This window comes from Pedobacter sp. V48, from assembly GCF_000523515.1.
Classification (GTDB): domain Bacteria; phylum Bacteroidota; class Bacteroidia; order Sphingobacteriales; family Sphingobacteriaceae; genus Pedobacter.
In genome coordinates this window covers 216,559-233,837 of record NZ_AWRU01000034.1, presented here as the reverse complement: position 1 = coordinate 233,837, position 17,279 = coordinate 216,559, and the positions used below count along the sequence as shown (strand labels likewise).

Below are 17,279 nucleotides of genomic sequence, written 5' to 3'. Positions count from 1 at the left end.
AGGCGTAACTTTGCTTGGCTATGAAAGAGATGATGACGAGGAAAAATATTGTTAATGCGTTCTTTATAGCATTGTTTCTGGTAATTTTATTTGTCCCTTCGGCTAAAGCATTTTTAATGCAGGGCTTAATGGAAATCGGTTTATTCAAACCTAAAACAGAACCAATAGCAAAGGGAACACCTCCGGCGGATTTGTCGGGGATTAAATTCGAAGACAAGAGCGGAAAGGTTACAGACCTGAGCTCATTAAAGGGCAAGGTAATTTTTATTAATTTCTGGGCTACCTGGTGCCCTCCATGCCTGGCAGAAATGCCGTCTATCAACAAGTTCTATGAGCAATACAAGAATGACAAGGACGTAGTGTTTATAATGGTAGATGCTGACAGCGACTTAGCTAAAGCACAGCAGTATATGGACAACAGAAGCTATCAAATGCCGGTTTATTCCATAGCAAGCAATATTCCTGAAAATCTTTTTAAAGGAGCATTGCCCACAACAATTGTTTTTGATAAGCAAGGCCGGCTATCTTATAACGAGTCTGGGGCAGCCAACTATTCAAGTTCAAAATTCATTGAATTTATTGAACAGTTAAAGCGCCTTAAGATTTAACATTTTTTAACTCGATTATTGACATTTGGATTGTAAATCGATAAACAAATCAATAAAAATATTAAGTAATTTTGCTTTTAGTTAAACCCTTATATTATGAAAAGGACTTTGATGATTATTGCAKKCWYRAYRRMSKKWRYKRCRYWYMKCTMTGGNWYMGYANSCMAKCNTNTGSTTYAKRATCAAAACCCGAGATACGAAGTAGCAAGGGCTAAATACATGAACATGTCCGATTCTTTAACCCGAGATCAGGGTACTACCGTGCAAAACACCTATAAAGCATACGATTGGTACGAAGCCAGAGAGGAGCGCCGTAAACTTCGTCGTGAACGCAATTACGAGAGCAGCTTATACAGTTATCCCTATTATGGGAACTCTTATTACTACCCGTCTTTAAATTTCGGATGGGGTCGTCGCTACAATAGCCATTGGGGCTATTATGGAACAGGCTTTGGCTGGTAAGTAAAAACACAACATTTACATAAAATCATATTTAATAAAATGCAGTTTAAAAAAATATTAACCCTTGCTGCCATTGCAGTTTCTGGTATAATGATCTCTTCATGCTCCAGACAAGTAACAAGAATTAACACTACAGGTACTGTTGATGTTAGCGGAAACTGGAACAACACCGATTCGAGAATGGTTGCTCAGGAAATGACCCAAAGTGTTTTGGGAGCTAAATGGCTATCTACACATCTTGAAGCTAAAGCAGGTAAGAAGCCGGTAGTGGTTGTGGGTCTTGTTCAAAACAAAAGCCATGAGCATATAGACGCAGAAACATTTGTAAAAGATGTTGAACAGGCGTTTGTTCAAAGCGAACGTGTTCGTTTGGTACAAGGCGGCAAGAAAAGAGAAGAACTGCGTGCAGAGAAAGCCGATCAACAAGACAATGCTTCTATTTCTACCATGAAGAAATTCGGATTGGAAAATGGAGCTGACTATATTTTGCAAGGCTCAATTAACTCTATAGTTGATTCTCATAAACGCAAAAAAGTAGTTTATTATCAGGTAAACCTCGAGCTTACAGATATACAAACCAATGAGGTTGTATGGATAGGCGACAAGAAAATTGCTAAATACGTTAAGAACTAGCAGGATCCTGATCCGGCTAAATAACAGTATGACAAATAATAGTAAGAATAAGCTTAAGGCATCGGTTCTTTTAGGATTGATGCTTTTTCTTTTTAGCTGTGCTTCTTATAATGAGAAGATCGCGGGTTATTATAAACAAATCGCAACTGGAAATTATAATGAGGCAGTTAAGGAGCTTGATAAGAACCGCTTACTTCAGAAACCGCGGAATAAGCTGCTGTTTTTAATGGAGAAAGGAAAATCTAGCCACCTGATTGGCGATTATGAAAACAGTAACCGTTACTTTAATGAGGCCGACCAGCTATTGGAGAATGGAATTGGCGGTGCCATGGATGCTGTTGTGGGGACTCTTGTAAATCCTATGACCCAGGCCTATAAAGGAGAAGACTTTGAAAAGTTTATGATCCATTATTATAAAGCACTTAATTACTTGTATCTGCATAAAACTGAAGATGCCATAGTTGAAGCCCGAAGAATTACTTTACAATCGCAGGAGCAAGGAGACAAGTTTAATGATAAAGAGAGCAGATATTCTAAAGACGCGTTTTCGCTAATGCTTCAAGGCCTTATTTATGAAAGCGATGGAGACGTTAACAATGCTTTTATCGCCTATCGAAATGCTGCAGAAGTTTATTTGAAAAGCGAGGATAAAACCTATTACGGAACAACCCTTCCTAAAGAACTTCAGCTGGATGTCCTTAGAATGGCGGATGCGAATGGCTTTAAGTCGGAATTAACCAGGTTTGAAGAGCTGTTTAACTTAAAATATCAACCAGAACCACCATCAGAAGGGGGAATGCTTATTCTGTTTTGGGAAAATGGATTGGCGCCTGTTAAGCAACAGGAAGAGTTTATTTTTTCTCTTATCAGAGGATCTAATGGAGATTTGGTGTTTACGAATGTTGCAGGCACCTTGTTTATTCCCTATAATACGTCCTATGGAAGCGGTGACATTAATTTAAACTCCGTTAATAGCCTTAGGGCCACATATCCTAAATACGTTGCTCAGCAGCCTTATTTTACCAGCGCGACCATTACCGACGGGCAGGCAACCATAAACTTTGAAAAGGCAGAAGATATTAATGAACTTGCGTTTAAAACACTTGATCAACGTTTTGTAAAGGAGATGGGCAAAATACTTACCCGCCTGGCGGTAAAAAAAAGTGCAGAATATGTACTTAAAGCTAGTGCTAAAGGAAATGGAAAAGACGGTAAAGACAATACTTTACTTGAGGGATTGGGTTTTGGAATGCAGTTGTATAGTTTGCTTTCGGAGAAAGCCGACACCCGAAACTGGCAAACCTTGCCCAGTGAGATCCGTTATGCAAGAATCCCTTTAAAAAAAGGAGATAATGCCATTACGCTGGAATTAAAAGGAGCTAATGGCAATAGTGAAACAAAAACAATTAACATCACCGGAACTGGAAAAATGCAGTTTTATAATTATTCAACCTTGCGTTAATAGTAGATCCGGAAATAAAAAGAATAAAACTATGCAACAGCCCTTCGACATTAGCATTGAAGATGTAGATTATGCCGTATTTCCAGAGGGAAATGATACTTATGTGATCTTTAAAAACGGCAAAGAATATGTTCACATACAAAAAGACACCGACTTACAGTGGTTAAAACTTGACCCCGAAACAGCTATTCCGGTTTTTGAAATAGATGAAGAAATCAACAACATCGGCAGAGAAATCATGGCTTACGTTCCTGAAGAGGAGGACGAAGAAGATGTGGAAGATGATCTTGATTAACCAGCCAACTGTCGCGATCAAGGCTTCGGTAATGTATCAGTACTTGCCCCGAATTATTTATCTTGCAAATATTGCGGACCATATTGGGGCTCATTTGAGCATTGCAATGTATTGATGGCCGAAAATCTGGAGTCCTGAACATCTCTGGCTTTAATAACCCGTTCTCTTATCTTTTTACTCTTTTCGGCTTCAAAAGCAGAGGTGAGTTCATTAAAGTTTACAGGCGTAACTTCTACATGAAGGTCTATTACGATCTATAAGTGGTCCTGATATTTTGCTCAGGTATTTTTAAACAATGCCGGGACCTCAGGTAAATTCCTTTTCGGGGTGATTATAAAAACGGCAGGGACATACATGCGTTGCCTTGTTTGCGTTTCCAAACTCAATCGGTAAAACCGATGACTATTTCTTGCCCGAATGAGTGTGTAACTATTGGCGATCATATAAGGAAGAAAAGGATGGATCTAAAACTCTTGCAGAAAGATGTAGCAAGGATTATTAATGTTACCAGGGACTGTATCACCCTTTGGGAGAAAAACCATTCAGTCCCTCAGATCACACTTTCCGCGAATTATCAAATTTCTAGGGTATTGCCCACTTGAATTTGACGAAACAACACTTTCCGGAAGAATAAAGGCTTATAGGTGGCGAAATGGATTAAGCAACAAAAGGCTGGGTAAGCTTCTCAAAGTTGACGGTTCGACTATACTTACCTGGGAAAATGGAACAAGTATTCCCCAACAGGAAAAATTACAAAAACTTGAAGTCTTGTTACGGAAAGCGCATATAGTATCATTCTATAAAACTCTCGGTACTGCTGAGAATTTTAATTGTCGTACCAGTAGTGAGACAATTTGCATACCTTTCAGTAATAAAATCTGATATCTAATCCGATACCTTACCATTTTATTTGCTAGCCAATATGCTTAGTCCGTGAATGAAGCATGTTATGTTCTACCCGACGCCAACCAGGTACTCCCGAAATGACTAAATCGCTAGGGGAAATCAACTTTTACCTTAACGGCGGCATTTTTCTTAGATAGTTCAAATTTTTCAAGATCCAGTTCATATCGGATCTAGATTTGCAGGTATTGTGGAAATTCTTTTTTTCAATCTATCATTTTTTGTATCTTTACAGAGAGTGAAAAGATGGACTATTAAGTTTTTAACTTTGTAATATGATTAATCAAGGTATTATTTCTGAAGAAGACTTTGTAAAAAAGGGACGCATGAAAAAATCACCCTTTCATATGCAACCTGAAGAATTAAAAAGATGGGAAGAAAAGGAAAAAGCTTACGTTCGTAATTATCTATTTTCTATTGGCCAGCCACTGGTCTATAAAAAAAATGGCAAAATGGTAGCTGAGTACGCTGATGGTCGAGTAGAAAACATCTAGCTTTAGCTAAAATTTACATCATTGCAGGACCTCCTGGTGTTGGCAAAAGTACGTCAGGGAGTTCGCTTGTACCCAATGGGCTTACCATATTAGATCCAGATCAAATTGCTAATCGCTATAAAACCCAAGGCTTTTCAGATTATAAAGACATAGGTAATTTAAGATTTAATGAGCTGGTAAGAAAAGAGCTTTTTAAAGGAGAGAATTTTGTAATTGAATTAAACCTGGGTTACCAAAATCACTATGATTTTATAACTTCTACCAAAAATTTCAATACCGATAACACTATCGATGTAGTACTATTCCACACAGACACCATTAGTCTATGCCTCCAAAGAGCGGAAAGAAGATACCAATCGGGACTTCACCTTGTTAAGCCTGACACCATCCAAGAGATGTATCAAAATACTATTCCTCTATTAATGGCAAATTTTCCTTTGGTATCAACTCTTGTTGCTGTAAATGTAACCCCTGAAGATCTACCAAAAATCTGCCTTGAATATAGTAGATCAGAGAATAAGCTAATCTTAGAAGACCAGCAACCCAAATGGATAGAAGATAATCTTTTAAACTTTCTAGAATTACAGGTTAAACAGTCACAATCATTMAMMMYTSAAATTCACAAAAGGACTAAAAACATTAAAAGAAGAAAAGGCAAAGGCATTTAGTTATCTAATCTACTTTAGCTATCTGGTTATTTCATCAAAACTGGCTCCGGCGGACTGCAGGAAGGGCGTTCTGTCATTAAGGTATCTGCGGCACTAAGCTTTCCTGCAACAGAATGTATTTTTGTGGTTTCCAGTGCCTCCTGTAAATTTGAAGGGGGTAAAATGGTTGAAAGCCGCTTTGCCAGCATAGTTTTACCTGCACCGGGAGGGCCAATAAAAATAAGGTTGCGGCTTCAATTTCTAGTGCACGCTTTATATTTTTTTGTCCTTTTACATTCAGAAAAATCATGAGGATAGCGATTCACATTTTTAAAGAAATCGGTTCTGGTATTTACAATTACTGGCTCATGGTTTTGAGTTCCGTTAAAAAAAGAGACCACCTCGGCAAGGTTTCGCATTCCATAGACTAGCAGATTACTAACTATTGTTGCTTCCCTTGAGTTATCCAGGGGCAATATAAAACCTTTAAATTTGGCCTTTTTAGCCTGTGTAGAGGTGGGTAAGGCACCTTTTATGGATTGGAGCTGCCATCCAGAGAAAGCTCTCCCATAATGATGTATTGGCTTATTTCAGGACTTTCTATTTGCCCGGATGCAGCAAGGATGCCAATCGCAATTGGCAGATCGTATGAAGACCCTTCTTTACGGATGTCGGCCGGAGCCAGGTTGATGACGATCTTTTATCTCGGCATTTTAAGCCAGCTGATTGAATCGCGCTTTCAACTCTTCTTAAACTTTCTTTAATGGCATTTTCGGGCAAACCAACAATATGATACCTGTTTCCCCCTCCAATACTCACTTCTATGGTAATGGTTAAAGCATTAACCCCGAAAACAGCGCTTCCAAACGCCTTGGGGAGCATAATTTTGCGTACAATAATTTGTACTGCTAAACTATATTGATTTAGACATTAAGTGGTTGGAATTTGTGAAATTTATTGAAATTACATTTTACCCTGAGGCATCTTTGGCATATTCCTCATCATTTTTGCAGCTGCGGCCGGGTTAGAGAATTGCTTCATCACCTTACGCATGTCTTCAAATTGTTTGATCAGTTTTGTAACCTCTTCGATTTTTGTTCCCGAACCTTTGGCTATACGTAAGCGTCTGCTTTGCTGAATGCTATCAGGGTTTTCACGTTCAAATTTAGTCATCGACTGAATTACTGCCTCCACACTTTTAAATGCATCATCTTCAATATCAACGTTCTTCATCATTTTGCCAACGCCAGGTATCATGCCCATAAGGTCTTTCATGTTACCCATTTTTTTGATCTGCTGAATCTGATTGTAGAAGTCGTTAAAATCAAACTTGTTTTTACGGATTTTCTTTTGAAGTTCTGCAGCTTCTTTTTCGTCGAACTGCTGTTGTGCACGCTCAACAAGGGAAACCACGTCACCCATGCCCAGAATCCTTGAGGCCATCCTTTCAGGATAGAATACATCAAGGGCTTCCATTTTCTCGCCTGTACCAATAAACTTGATGGGCTTGTTTACTACAGATTTAATTGATAGTGCAGCACCACCACGAGTATCACCATCTAATTTGGTTAATACAACTCCGGTAAAGTCTAATCTATCGTTAAATGCTTTTGCCGTGTTAACCGCATCCTGTCCGGTCATGGCATCAACAACAAACAGGATTTCGTGCGGTTTAGTACTGGCTTTTACGGCAGCGATCTCATCCATCATCTGCTCATCTATTGCTAAACGACCGGCCGTATCTATAATGATTACATTATTGTTTTGTTTTTTGCCTTCAGCAATGCCTTCTAAGGCTATGCCAACGGGATCTTTAGAGGCAATGTTCGAATAAACAGGTACTCCAATCTGCTCACCTAAAATCTGTAACTGATCTACAGCCGCAGGGCGATATACGTCGCCTGCTACCAATAGCGGTTTCTTGCCTTTACTTTTAAGGAAGTTGGCTAATTTACCGGTAAACGTAGTTTTACCAGCACCGTTTAACCCGGCAATAAGTATAATAGTAGGATTGTTCTTTAAATCTAATTCCGTTACCTCGCCACCCATTAAAGCAGTAAGCTCGTCATTCATTACCTTGGTAAGTAACTGGCCCGGAGAAACAGCTGTAAGAACATTTAAACCTAATGCTTTTTCTTTAACGTCGTCCGTAAAGCTTTTAGCTGTTTTATAATTTACGTCGGCGTCTAATAAGGCTTTACGGATTTCTTTCATGGTCTCGGCCACGTTGATCTCTGTAATACTTCCTTGTCCTTTTAAAACCTTAAACGCACGGTCTAACTTATCCTGTAAATTTTCAAACATTTTCTTTAATGCTTAGTGTTCAATTTTTTGTGAATTGCAAAGTTATTAATTTTGCATGATACAGCTAACAATATCCGTAATCTTTATGTAGAATATTAACGAGGGAACGTAAATGCCACACCTAGTGCGAGCGCCTGACTCGCCTGGATCTCCGGATCGGAGTCTTTATCGAATAATCCTACGCCAGTAAGTGTCACATTCATTAATCTGTTTATCTGAGACCTTAGCTCTACATCTAAACGATGATCAACATGTACCAAAGGCCTGTCGTAGGGAATAAACATCTGATACCTGGCTTTCAGGTTTACATTCTTAAAGATTTGCTTGTCAAAATTACTTACAATCTGAAAAGCGAGCTCGTTTTTGAAGTTTTTACCAACCTCAACGCCATAATTACCTTTGTTGTATTGTTCATTGAAGGTTGTGTCCAGTTTAAATGTTTGTTTTGCAGTACCTGTACCAATCCTTGTTGAAAAATACCCAACAGGCTTATATTCGAAACCGATTGATTCGGTTAAATATCCTGGCGACATGAATTTAGAAACAAGAGAGGCTTGCTCTTCATTGTTACCATCTCTATAATAGGCATATCCCCTGTCAAATTGGGATTCAAATGTTATGGATCCAAAGAAATACCAGCTTTTAGATAATCTTAAATCGGCCTTGTTGTCCCAAAATATTCTGTCTCTGGTTTTCTTTTGCAGCTGGTCTTTGTTTTTCACCTTGCCATACTCAAGCATGACCTCACTTATATAACCGTAGCCTTCTTTTCTATATTCCGCACGGTAGTTGATAAGCCCGCCAACGGCAAGAGAGTTTACCCCCCCAGCTTTCCAGTTGTTTGAAAAGCTACCTTGATTGACGTTAATGCCAACAGAAGTCCTTATTTTCCAGTAATTGATTTTTTCGGCAATCACTACCGGTGGAATCTTTACGGGTGTGTAATTCAGTATACCGGTCCTGGATGGTAAAGGACTACGCTTTAATTTTATCTCCAGTCCTTTGGTTTCAATAGGAACAGTATCAATCTCCTGAGCGATCAGGTTTGATGAGGTGATAAACAGTAACAAGAGGCAGATATTAAAACTCTTCATTACTACAAAGAAAAACAAAAATGTGACTTATTAAAAGTTTATTAATAAACTAATTGCAAAACTTACGCTTATCTATGGTTTTTTGCTGACGAAACGAATCCACGCAAATGCTTTTCTATGAGATAAATACGATAGATCAGCATCAAAGCTGTAGGCTTCTTTTTCAAACGGGATATTAAAATAAGCTAAATAATGATTTTTATATCTGATCAGGTTGATCAGGTACATTASWRMWTWSAWRMWGWWMWAAGGTAGAATAAGCAGTTCAAGCTGTTGTCTAAAATGTATCCGTTCATGATTGATTAGTACCTTATCAACCTTTAGGGCTTTGTTTTTTAAGATGATAAAAGGGAAAATAGCCATTGCATTGGCCGGTAATTTAGACAATATGAGAAAGAAGGGTCTCAAAACTCTTCTACTTTTATTTTAGGAAGTGGCTGTAACCTAAAGGCAGCCGGATTCCGCTTGTAGCTGGCATAACTGTTTCTTAAATATACAACAAAAGCATAGTCTGAGGCTGTTAAAACGAATTGATAAGTAGGACGGTATTGTTGCATAAAATCCTCCATTTCATAGTCGCCCAACTGCAATACTTTCTTTACATAATCTGGCGTAAACCTATAATCTATAATCGCCTCGTGGTAATCACGCTCAAGTATTTTTTGAAGGTGACGGGCGTTTTTACCATCTCTGCTTAGCAGATTGTAAATTGCATCTATACCCAGGCCTGCGCCTCCCAGCCCAAGGTTGAGCAGGTCTTTTGCTTTACCCTTATCCAGCGCGTACTTATACTCTTTTAGTGTATTGGCGTGCGATTCTTTAGGGGTATATTTCCTGCCGGTAATGGATACTTCACGCAAGTTAATGCCAAGTGATTTCAATTGAAAGTACACTGCTTTCTGACCGTGATGAATAAGTGTATCAACCGCATAACCTTGCAATACAGCGTACAGAGTGTCTCCTACAGCAGCATTTATAGAAAACTCACCTTTGGGGGTATTGTAAATCCCCTCGTCTTTGCTGGCGTTATAGATGTACACTTTAGCCAGGCGAAGCTTCGAATCTTTGTCAACCACAAAGCCTTTTACCGTATTGGTTTGGGCCATTGCAGTTAGCGTTGTGCAGTAAAGGATTAATAACAGGCTAAAAAATCTCATTGGAGATACAAAACTACAAGATAACTATCTGCGCTTAATAAACATTAACATTATTTAACTAACACAAGCTTTTGTCCAATCTTGATGCCAGTGTCTGCAAGGTTGTTTAGCGCCTTTATATCGTCAACAGAGATGTTGAAACGTTTGGAGATGTTGTAAAGAGTATSCYCTTSYKNTYWYAGNTGTAAGGGCTCTCTAACGTTGTTGAGGAAACAGGATCAGGAGTGTTAATTACTACAGCAGGATCACTTATTTTTAATGTATCAGGAGTTTTAATTACTTGTTTTGAAGGTGGCGTGGCTACGGGAGTGAATTTTTTCTTCTCCTGAGGGATGTTCGCGTTGATTTCTGAGAAAACACGGTCTTCGCGTTTTAGTTTTTCATTCTCAGATTCTGGCATATCATAAAAATACAACTGATACTTTTCGATGGTATTGATCAGCAGATCCGGATACTTAGGGTTTGTAGCATAACCGGCTTGTTTTAAACCGACAGCCCAGTTTTTATAATCGTTTTTATCAAGCTCAAAAAGGGAACTGTAGCGCTTTCTTCTTAAGAATTCAGAATGGTCGCGGTAAGATTCTCTGGCATCCTTATAAACCCGGAAACAATCATTGGCCTTATCGTCGTCTTTATAATATCCCTTGCCTTTCCATTCAGAAGTACATTTGATGCCAAAATGGTTGTTTGCATATTTTGCCAAACTGCTGTTTCCACTTCCCGACTCAATAATGCCCTGTGCCAATGTAATACTTGCCGGAATACCATATTTATTCATTTCTTCAATTGCCACGCCTTTGAATTCGTCAATATACATTACTGTAGTACGTGATTTATATTCCGGATTTGCTTTGTCTGCTGCTTTTTCGATCGCTTTATTATTGCGACTGTACTTTTTTGTTTTACAGGCAGAGAAAAATAGCACGACGGCGGTCAGGATAATTATTCTTTTGTTCATTATAATTCAAGTTTTTGTCCGGGTTTAAGCGCAGCGCCTTTTAACCCATTTTTTTTCATTAGTGAGGCTGTAGTTGTTCCCCTCAATTTTGCTATTTTATTTAGGCTATCGCCTCTTTTAACTGTGTATGTTGATCTTGAATTCTTTGCAGATCTGGATCTGGTAGCCACAACAGGTGCAGGTGGTTCTGCATAATCATCAGGCCGTTCGTCATACTGCGAAAGGTCATTTTTTTTAATGATTCCAATGATCTGTGATGCCCATGTTCTGCTTCTGGCATAGCCACCACGCTGTATACCTCTTGCCCAGTTTCTGTAATCAAACTGATCATATTTCTCAAAAAGCGAGGTAAAAGATGATCGGCTTTTTAAGAATTCCATAAAACTATCATAAGACTCCTGCACGGAGAGGTAATCCTTATAGGACGAACGAATTTCGGTATTGCTGTTTGCGCCTTTAATTCCAAAATGGTTGTTAAGATACCGGGCAATTTTACTTGTGCCGGATGCTGATTCGTGTATGGCAACAGCAAGAATAACACTGGCAGGTATTTTATGTTCCCGCATCAGGGTTTGAGCATATGCTGCATGCTCTGCAATATATTCTGCTGTGGTTTGAGCGCCTGCACTAAATGTTATGGTGATAGCACTAAGCCAAACTAACAGTAATGATTTAAACATACCTTATTTTTTTCTGATGATAAATAACCCATCTCTAACAGGTAAAATGAGTTTTTCTACACGGTCATCTGCCGCAATTTTGTCATTAAATGTAGTGATATTTTTAGTGTCTTTATCCTGATTGGTGTTCAGTACTTTTCCACTCCACAGCACATTATCCACTATAATGAGTCCACCAGGCCTGATTCTGTTGAAAACAAGATCATAGTAGGTGCCATTGTTTTTCTTATCAGCATCAATAAACACAAGGTCGAAGGTTTCTTCCAATGAATTCACCGTTTGGGTTGCATCGCCAAGGATGTATTTTATTTTGCTGTTATAATCCGATTGAGCAAAGCTGCGGCGTACCATATCTTCCAGCTCTTCATTTATATCCAGGGTATAAATGATTCCGTTTTCTGTTAATCCTTCAGCAAGGCAAAGGGTAGCATAGCCGGTAAAAGTGCCAATTTCTAAAACCCGGTTGGGGTTTATCATTTTGCTTAGAAAGCTAAGCACCCGACCCTGATAATGGCCTGAAAGCATGCGTGGCATCAGCACTTTTAAATTGGTCTCTCTATCTATTTTTTGTAGCAATTCGCTTTCTGGTTCACAGTAATTAAGCAAAAGCTGCTGCATGTCATCGCTGATTAAGCTCATATAATTTTAATAAATGCAATCTATAAACGGTGCTGCTCCATAAAATATTGCAAAATAATAGTAGCCGCGATGGTATCTACGCGCTCTTTATTTTGTCGGTCTTGTTTTTTTAATCCGCTTTGCATAATTGTTTGATGGGCTAGTTTAGAAGTAAACCGTTCATCAATCCAATGCTGGGGGATATCAGGAAAGGTTCTTTTTAAGGTTCTGGCAAAGCCTTTTACATGCTGTGCAGAATCCGAAGGAGAACCATCCATTTGCTTTGGATCGCCAAAAACAAAAGCCTCTACCTGTTCTGTTAAAAGATATTTTTTCAGATATTCTATAACGTCTTTAGGGTGTATGGTATCAAGTCCTGTGGCAATAATTTGCAGGGGGTCTGTAACGGCTAATCCGATACGCTTGGTTCCATAATCAAAAGCTAAAATTCTGGGCATATGGGCAAAGATAATAAAATCCGGGAGGTCAACTTTAATAGCGGCTATAGGCAAGTCTTAAAATTTTGCTATTTTGCACCAAATGCAGTTTAAGAATATCATAGGTCAGGAAAGCATAAAACAGCAATTGATACAAACATTTGCTGAGAATAGGATAAGTCATGCGCAGTTGTTTCTTTCGTCGGAAGGAAGTGGTGCATTGCCTTTGGCAATTGCCTATGCTCAATATATTAACTGTCTTGATAAACAGGCTGATGATAGTTGCGGCGAATGTTCGTCGTGTAGAAAGTATGAAAGATATATTCATCCAGACTTGCATTTTTCTTACCCGTTTTTTGCTTCTAAAGATGTAAAAACAGCAGTAGATGTTTTAGATGAATGGCGGAGTATGGTGCTTGCTGATCCTTATTTTGATATGGATATTTGGCGATCAAAATTAAGTGCAGAGAATAAACAGGCAAATATTAACATTGCCGAGTGTCATGATATCATCAAAAAATTAAGTTATAAAGCTTTTGAGGCTGAGACGAAGGTGCTGATCATGTGGCTACCAGAATATCTGGATAAAGAAGGAAACTCCTTATTGAAGATTATTGAAGAACCACCGCAAAATACATTGTTTATTTTAGTAGCAAATAACCAGGAGCAGATTCTTTCTACGCTGTTGTCGCGGACGCAGATTGTTAAGATTCCTAAACTGCCACATGCTACTGTTGAAAATTATTTGATGGATGAATTTGGCCTATCAGAAAATCAGGCTACAGAATATAGCTTTCTTGCAGATGGAAATTTGATTGAAGCCAAGCAATTGGTGGCCAATACACAAAATGAAAATGCCGATAAATTTGCTGAATGGCTGAGGATGGGATATGGCAACAGGGTTTTAGATTTAACCAATTTTGTAGATCAGATTGCTGGCTGGGGGAGAGAAAATCAAAAGAATTTTTTAAAGTACGGGATCAGCTTTTTAAGAGAATGCAGCCTGTTATTAAGTGGCGCAGAAGAGCTGGTTAAGTTGCCTGGTTCGGCAATGGACACGGCAAAACGGTTATCAACCCATGTACTTAATCTTAATATGGCAGATGCCATTATTTCGGAATTGGAAAAGGCGCACTATCATATCGAGAGAAATGCAAATCCTAAAATTCTGTTTTTAGATGTATCTTTACAACTAGTAAAAATAATTAAGTTTAAAACGCTCCCGAAAGGGACTCAATATATATATAGTTAATTATGGGATGTGGAAGTTGTTCTACAGGTGGCGGATGTGCCCCCTCGGGTTGCAAAAGTAATGGCTCTTGCCTTACTGGAGGATGCGGAAAAATGGAAGTTTACGACTGGCTGTCTAATCTTGACATGCCTTCAAATTATATACCTTTTCAAGTAATAGAAGTTAAATTTAAGGGTGCCAGGAAAGAATTTTTCCTGAATAGCGAGAACATATACCTCGAAATAGGTGAGTTAATCGCTGTTGAAGGTCCTACCGGCGGTTATGATATCGGCCATGTTTCCTTAACGGGAGAATTGGTACGCATGCAGATGAAACGCCGTAAAGCAACTATTGATCAGGTAACCAGAAAAGTTTACAGAAAAGCTACTGAAGCAGACGTTGAAAAATGGAAGATCGCTAAGGCTTTGGAATGGGAAACGATGCATAAAGCACGTACCCTTGCTTTAGATTTACGTCTGTCCATGAAAATCAGTGATGTTGATTATCAGGGAGATAAAACTAAGGCCACGTTTTTTTATACTGCAGAGGGTCGTGTTGACTTTAGGGAGCTGATTAAAAAGATGGCCGAAACCTTTAGAATCAGGATTGAAATGCGCCAGATTGGAATGCGTCAGGAAGCTGGAAGGTTAGGTGGAATTGGGTCTTGTGGCCGCGAACTTTGCTGTTCTACCTGGCTAACCAATTTCAAAACGGTATCAACAGCTGCGGCCAGATATCAGAACCTTTCTTTAAATACTTTAAAGCTTGCGGGGCAATGTGGCAAGCTAAAATGTTGCTTAAATTATGAGCTTGATACGTATTTAGATGCATTAAAAGACATTCCTGATCGTATCGAAAGCCTACAAACTGAAATTGGAGTTGCACGTCACCAAAAAACAGACATCTTTAAAAAGATTATGTGGTTCAGTTATCCTAATACAGAAGATTGGATCCCACTAAAAGTTGACCGTGTGAAAGAGATTATGGCAATGAATAAACGCGGACAGAAGCCAATTAATCTTAAAGAAGAGGCTGTTGAGTTAACTCCGGTAGCCGTTGTAGAGAAAATACCTGATTATGAAAATGTTGTTGGACAGGATAGTTTAACCCGTTTAGACGATAAACCTAGAAATAAAGGCAACAAGAATAATAGAAACAATCCTAACAAGACCAACGAAAATAGGAATAGCGGAAACAGGCCTGAAAAAGGACCAAGACCTCCTCAAAATGCTAAACCTGCACAGGGGCCTAAGCCAGCTGTACAAGGCGCCAGACCCGAGAAAGGACCTAAGCCTGCACAGGGATCAAAACCTGCTCAGAATCCGAAACAAGGTCAACAGCCTAAACCAGCTAATAAGCCTGTAGTACAGGCTGCCGAAGGTGTTGTTCCTGAACAACCTGGCGCCATTGGTCAGCCGTCGGCTAACAGGAATAGAAATAGAAACAATAACCGAAGGAAAAAACAAAAGGAAAAGCCTAAGGATGAATAATTTTAAAGTTTTACTGTTGTCCTCAGTTTTAATCGTTCTCTTTTTTAGCGGATGCGATACCAATACGCTTGTGGATAGCAACCTGTCTATGCCTGCACGTAATTGGGGCTATCCTAACAAAGTTAAAACATTAGTTGAAATTACGGACAGCAGTAAGCCTTATAATATCTATTTTAAATTGCGCCATACGGCCGATTACAGGTATTCAAATATTTTTGTCTTATTCCATATAAGTGGAAGTGGGCAGGAAAAGCATACCAGACGTTATGAGTATAGATTAGCCCAACCAGACGGGCAGTGGAACGGTTCGGGTTCAGGTAATTTGTTTACCTATAATTTGCCTTTGCTTACCAACTATAAATTCCCCGCTGCCGGTAAATATCAGTTGGAAATAGAGCAGAATATGCGAGATAATCCGCTTGCTGAGATCAGTGATGCAGGAATAAAGCTCGAACTAAAGTAAAGGAAGCAGTTGTTCTAGTGCCATACCTCTGGATCCTTTAAGTAAAACAAGACTATTCCTTATGGGGTTGTTTTTTAGGAATTCCTGAGCCTCATCCCTGGTATTAAAGTAGTGCCCTTTGTATTTATTTTTTAATGCGTAAAAGTCTTTCCCAATAAAAACAAGTGTTTCTACATTAAGCTGTTCGGCTTGTTTGGCAATAAGATCATGTTGCTCTGCCGATTCCTGACCAAGCTCAAACATGTCTCCAATAATTACAGTTTTTTTGTCGGCAGTTAAAAGAGAAACGTTATTTAGGGCAGCAGCCATACTACTAGGGTTCGCGTTATAAAAGTCACATATCACTGTGTTGTTCTCCGTTTTTGTGATTTGTGAACGATTATTATTAGGATAATATCCAGAAAGACCTTTGTTTATTGCCGACGGAGTAACATCGAAAAATGCCCCAATGCATATGGCCGCCAATATGTTTTCGAAATTGTAAGAGCCGGTTAAATTAACAAATGTTTGATAGCTTGCCATTTTGTTTGACCATGAAATTTCAATTAATGGGTCTGTTTTGATCAGCTTTCCTGATATTGTATCTGTTGACGCTGTGCCGTAATATATAACCTTATCAAGATCAGCAGCAGTGCTCATTTCCAAAAGGTAAGGGTTATTCCGGTTGACAAAGGCAACGCCATGATTGTTCTTTAGATACGCATAGAGTTCTGCCTTCCCTTTTTTAACGCCTTCAAACCCTCCAAAGCCGTCTAAGTGGGCCATGCCAACATTGGTAATTAAACCCTGAGTAGGCCGCGCTATAGAACACAGAAACGCTATTTCCTTTTGGTGGTTGGCACCCATTTCTATTACTGCAATCTCGGTGTCAGTTGTTAATGATAGAATAGAAAGGGGAACGCCAATATGATTGTTTAAGTTTCCTTTGGTGGCAAAGGTTTTATATTTTTCGGAAAGAACAGCTTTTATTAGTTCTTTGGTGGTTGTTTTGCCGTTGCTGCCAGTTAAACCTATAACCGGTATATCTAATTGTGAGCGGTGATGTTTGGCAAGATCTTGTAATGTAGTTAGCACATCAGGCACCAAAATACACTGCTTGCTGGTTTTGTATGCAAGGTTATCTATAATAGCATATGCTGCACCATTTGTAAGGGCCTTCTCTGCAAAAGTGTTGGCATCAAAATTATCACCCTTTAGGGCAAAAAACAAGCAACCAGGAGTTATATTCCTTGTGTCGGTACATATAACGGGATGCTTTAAGTAATGCTGATAAAGGGATTCGATAGTGGCCATAGATAAAATGAATAATTAATATGGTAAAATTAGTATTTTGGAGTCTTAAT

Annotated in this window: 18 protein-coding genes and 4 pseudogenes; 10 read left to right on the top strand and 12 right to left on the bottom strand. The window is 38.9% G+C overall.

The genetic code is table 11. The features are described from left to right. The first annotated feature begins 20 nt into the window (after nt 1–20). From N824_RS26385 to N824_RS26365, 5 genes are all read left to right on the top strand, one after another. Nucleotides 21–608, top strand: coding sequence for a TlpA disulfide reductase family protein (locus N824_RS26385; protein ID WP_048908093.1), 588 nt, complete (start codon nt 21–23; stop codon nt 606–608). A gap of 225 nt (nt 609–833) precedes the next feature. Beyond that, nucleotides 834–1,070, top strand: coding sequence for a hypothetical protein (locus tag N824_RS31095; protein WP_152542471.1), 237 nt, complete (start codon nt 834–836; stop codon nt 1,068–1,070). 39 nt (nt 1,071–1,109) lie between these two features. Further along, nucleotides 1,110–1,703: a penicillin-binding protein activator LpoB gene (locus N824_RS26375; RefSeq protein WP_048908092.1), complete on the top strand. Its 594-nt coding sequence runs from the start codon at nt 1,110–1,112 to the stop codon at nt 1,701–1,703. Nucleotides 1,704–1,731: 28 nt separating this feature from the next. After that, nucleotides 1,732–3,165 (top strand): COG3014 family protein, encoded by a 1,434-nt coding sequence (locus tag N824_RS26370; protein ID WP_048908091.1) that lies wholly within the window; start codon nt 1,732–1,734, stop codon nt 3,163–3,165. 31 nt (nt 3,166–3,196) lie between these two features. Then, on the top strand, nt 3,197–3,460 hold the full coding sequence (locus tag N824_RS26365; RefSeq protein WP_048908090.1) for a hypothetical protein: 264 nt from the start codon (nt 3,197–3,199) through the stop codon (nt 3,458–3,460). Here the strand turns inward: N824_RS26365 and N824_RS39365 are convergent. Beyond that, nucleotides 3,402–3,811: pseudogene (locus N824_RS39365) on the bottom strand (ATP-binding protein); the annotation flags it as partial. The gene N824_RS26365 and the pseudogene N824_RS39365 overlap by 59 nt on opposite strands. A 150-nt stretch (nt 3,812–3,961) precedes the next feature. On the opposite strand from N824_RS39365, the gene N824_RS26360 reads away from it, so the two are divergent. Together N824_RS26360 and N824_RS26355 are read left to right on the top strand one after the other, a co-directional pair. After that, nucleotides 3,962–4,342: a helix-turn-helix transcriptional regulator gene (locus N824_RS26360; RefSeq protein WP_235207315.1), complete on the top strand. Its 381-nt coding sequence runs from the start codon at nt 3,962–3,964 to the stop codon at nt 4,340–4,342. A gap of 296 nt (nt 4,343–4,638) precedes the next feature. Continuing rightward, nucleotides 4,639–4,857: a hypothetical protein gene (locus N824_RS26355; RefSeq protein WP_048908089.1), complete on the top strand. Its 219-nt coding sequence runs from the start codon at nt 4,639–4,641 to the stop codon at nt 4,855–4,857. Nucleotides 4,858–5,551: 694 nt separating this feature from the next. Here the strand turns inward: N824_RS26355 and N824_RS38125 are convergent. From N824_RS38125 to ruvX, 10 genes and pseudogenes are all read right to left on the bottom strand, one after another. Then, a complete protein-coding gene (locus N824_RS38125) occupies nt 5,552–5,713 on the bottom strand; it encodes an ATP-binding protein (protein ID WP_306413939.1) in 162 nt (53 codons plus the stop codon). A gap of 323 nt (nt 5,714–6,036) precedes the next feature. Next, nucleotides 6,037–6,386: pseudogene (locus N824_RS38120) on the bottom strand (magnesium chelatase domain-containing protein). Between the two features lie 81 nt (nt 6,387–6,467). After that, on the bottom strand, nt 6,468–7,808 hold the full coding sequence (gene ffh, locus N824_RS26340; RefSeq protein ID WP_048908087.1) for a signal recognition particle protein: 1,341 nt from the start codon (nt 7,806–7,808) through the stop codon (nt 6,468–6,470). A 599-nt stretch (nt 7,809–8,407) separates the two neighbouring features. After that, nucleotides 8,408–8,902, bottom strand: a pseudogene (locus N824_RS39360) (DUF3078 domain-containing protein); the annotation flags it as partial. A gap of 404 nt (nt 8,903–9,306) precedes the next feature. Continuing rightward, complete coding sequence (locus N824_RS26325; RefSeq protein ID WP_048908085.1) at nt 9,307–10,059, bottom strand: hypothetical protein; 753 nt, start codon at nt 10,057–10,059, stop codon at nt 9,307–9,309. 50 nt (nt 10,060–10,109) lie between these two features. After that, nucleotides 10,110–10,178, bottom strand: coding sequence for a hypothetical protein (locus tag N824_RS29995; RefSeq protein WP_235207338.1), 69 nt, complete (start codon nt 10,176–10,178; stop codon nt 10,110–10,112). Beyond that, nucleotides 10,175–11,017: pseudogene (locus N824_RS26320) on the bottom strand (glycoside hydrolase family 73 protein). Before N824_RS26320 ends, N824_RS29995 begins: the two are co-directional and overlap by 4 nt. Next, nucleotides 11,017–11,697 (bottom strand): glucosaminidase domain-containing protein, encoded by a 681-nt coding sequence (locus N824_RS26315; protein WP_048908084.1) that lies wholly within the window; start codon nt 11,695–11,697, stop codon nt 11,017–11,019. Before N824_RS26315 ends, N824_RS26320 begins: the two are co-directional and overlap by 1 nt. A 3-nt stretch (nt 11,698–11,700) precedes the next feature. Beyond that, entirely contained in the window at nt 11,701–12,336 is a 636-nt protein-coding gene (locus tag N824_RS26310; protein ID WP_048908083.1) for an O-methyltransferase, read from the bottom strand. Nucleotides 12,337–12,356: 20 nt separating this feature from the next. Then, complete coding sequence (gene ruvX, locus N824_RS26305; RefSeq protein WP_048908082.1) at nt 12,357–12,773, bottom strand: Holliday junction resolvase RuvX; 417 nt, start codon at nt 12,771–12,773, stop codon at nt 12,357–12,359. Nucleotides 12,774–12,855: 82 nt separating this feature from the next. Between ruvX and N824_RS26300 the strand changes: the two genes are divergently transcribed. From N824_RS26300 to N824_RS26290, 3 genes are read left to right on the top strand one after another with little or no spacing between them, the layout of a single operon-like run. Beyond that, a complete protein-coding gene (locus N824_RS26300) occupies nt 12,856–14,004 on the top strand; it encodes an ATP-binding protein (protein WP_048908081.1) in 1,149 nt (382 codons plus the stop codon). A 2-nt stretch (nt 14,005–14,006) separates the two neighbouring features. Then, complete coding sequence (ricT, locus tag N824_RS26295; protein ID WP_052334275.1) at nt 14,007–15,473, top strand: regulatory iron-sulfur-containing complex subunit RicT; 1,467 nt, start codon at nt 14,007–14,009, stop codon at nt 15,471–15,473. Then, complete coding sequence (locus N824_RS26290) at nt 15,466–15,936, top strand: gliding motility lipoprotein GldH (RefSeq protein WP_048908080.1); 471 nt, start codon at nt 15,466–15,468, stop codon at nt 15,934–15,936. Before ricT ends, N824_RS26290 begins: the two co-directional genes overlap by 8 nt. Here N824_RS26290 and murF read toward each other — a convergent pair. Beyond that, complete coding sequence (gene murF / locus N824_RS26285; RefSeq protein ID WP_048908079.1) at nt 15,928–17,229, bottom strand: UDP-N-acetylmuramoyl-tripeptide--D-alanyl-D-alanine ligase; 1,302 nt, start codon at nt 17,227–17,229, stop codon at nt 15,928–15,930. The two genes, N824_RS26290 and murF, sit on opposite strands and share 9 nt — an antisense overlap. Between the last annotated feature and the right edge of the window lie 50 nt (nt 17,230–17,279).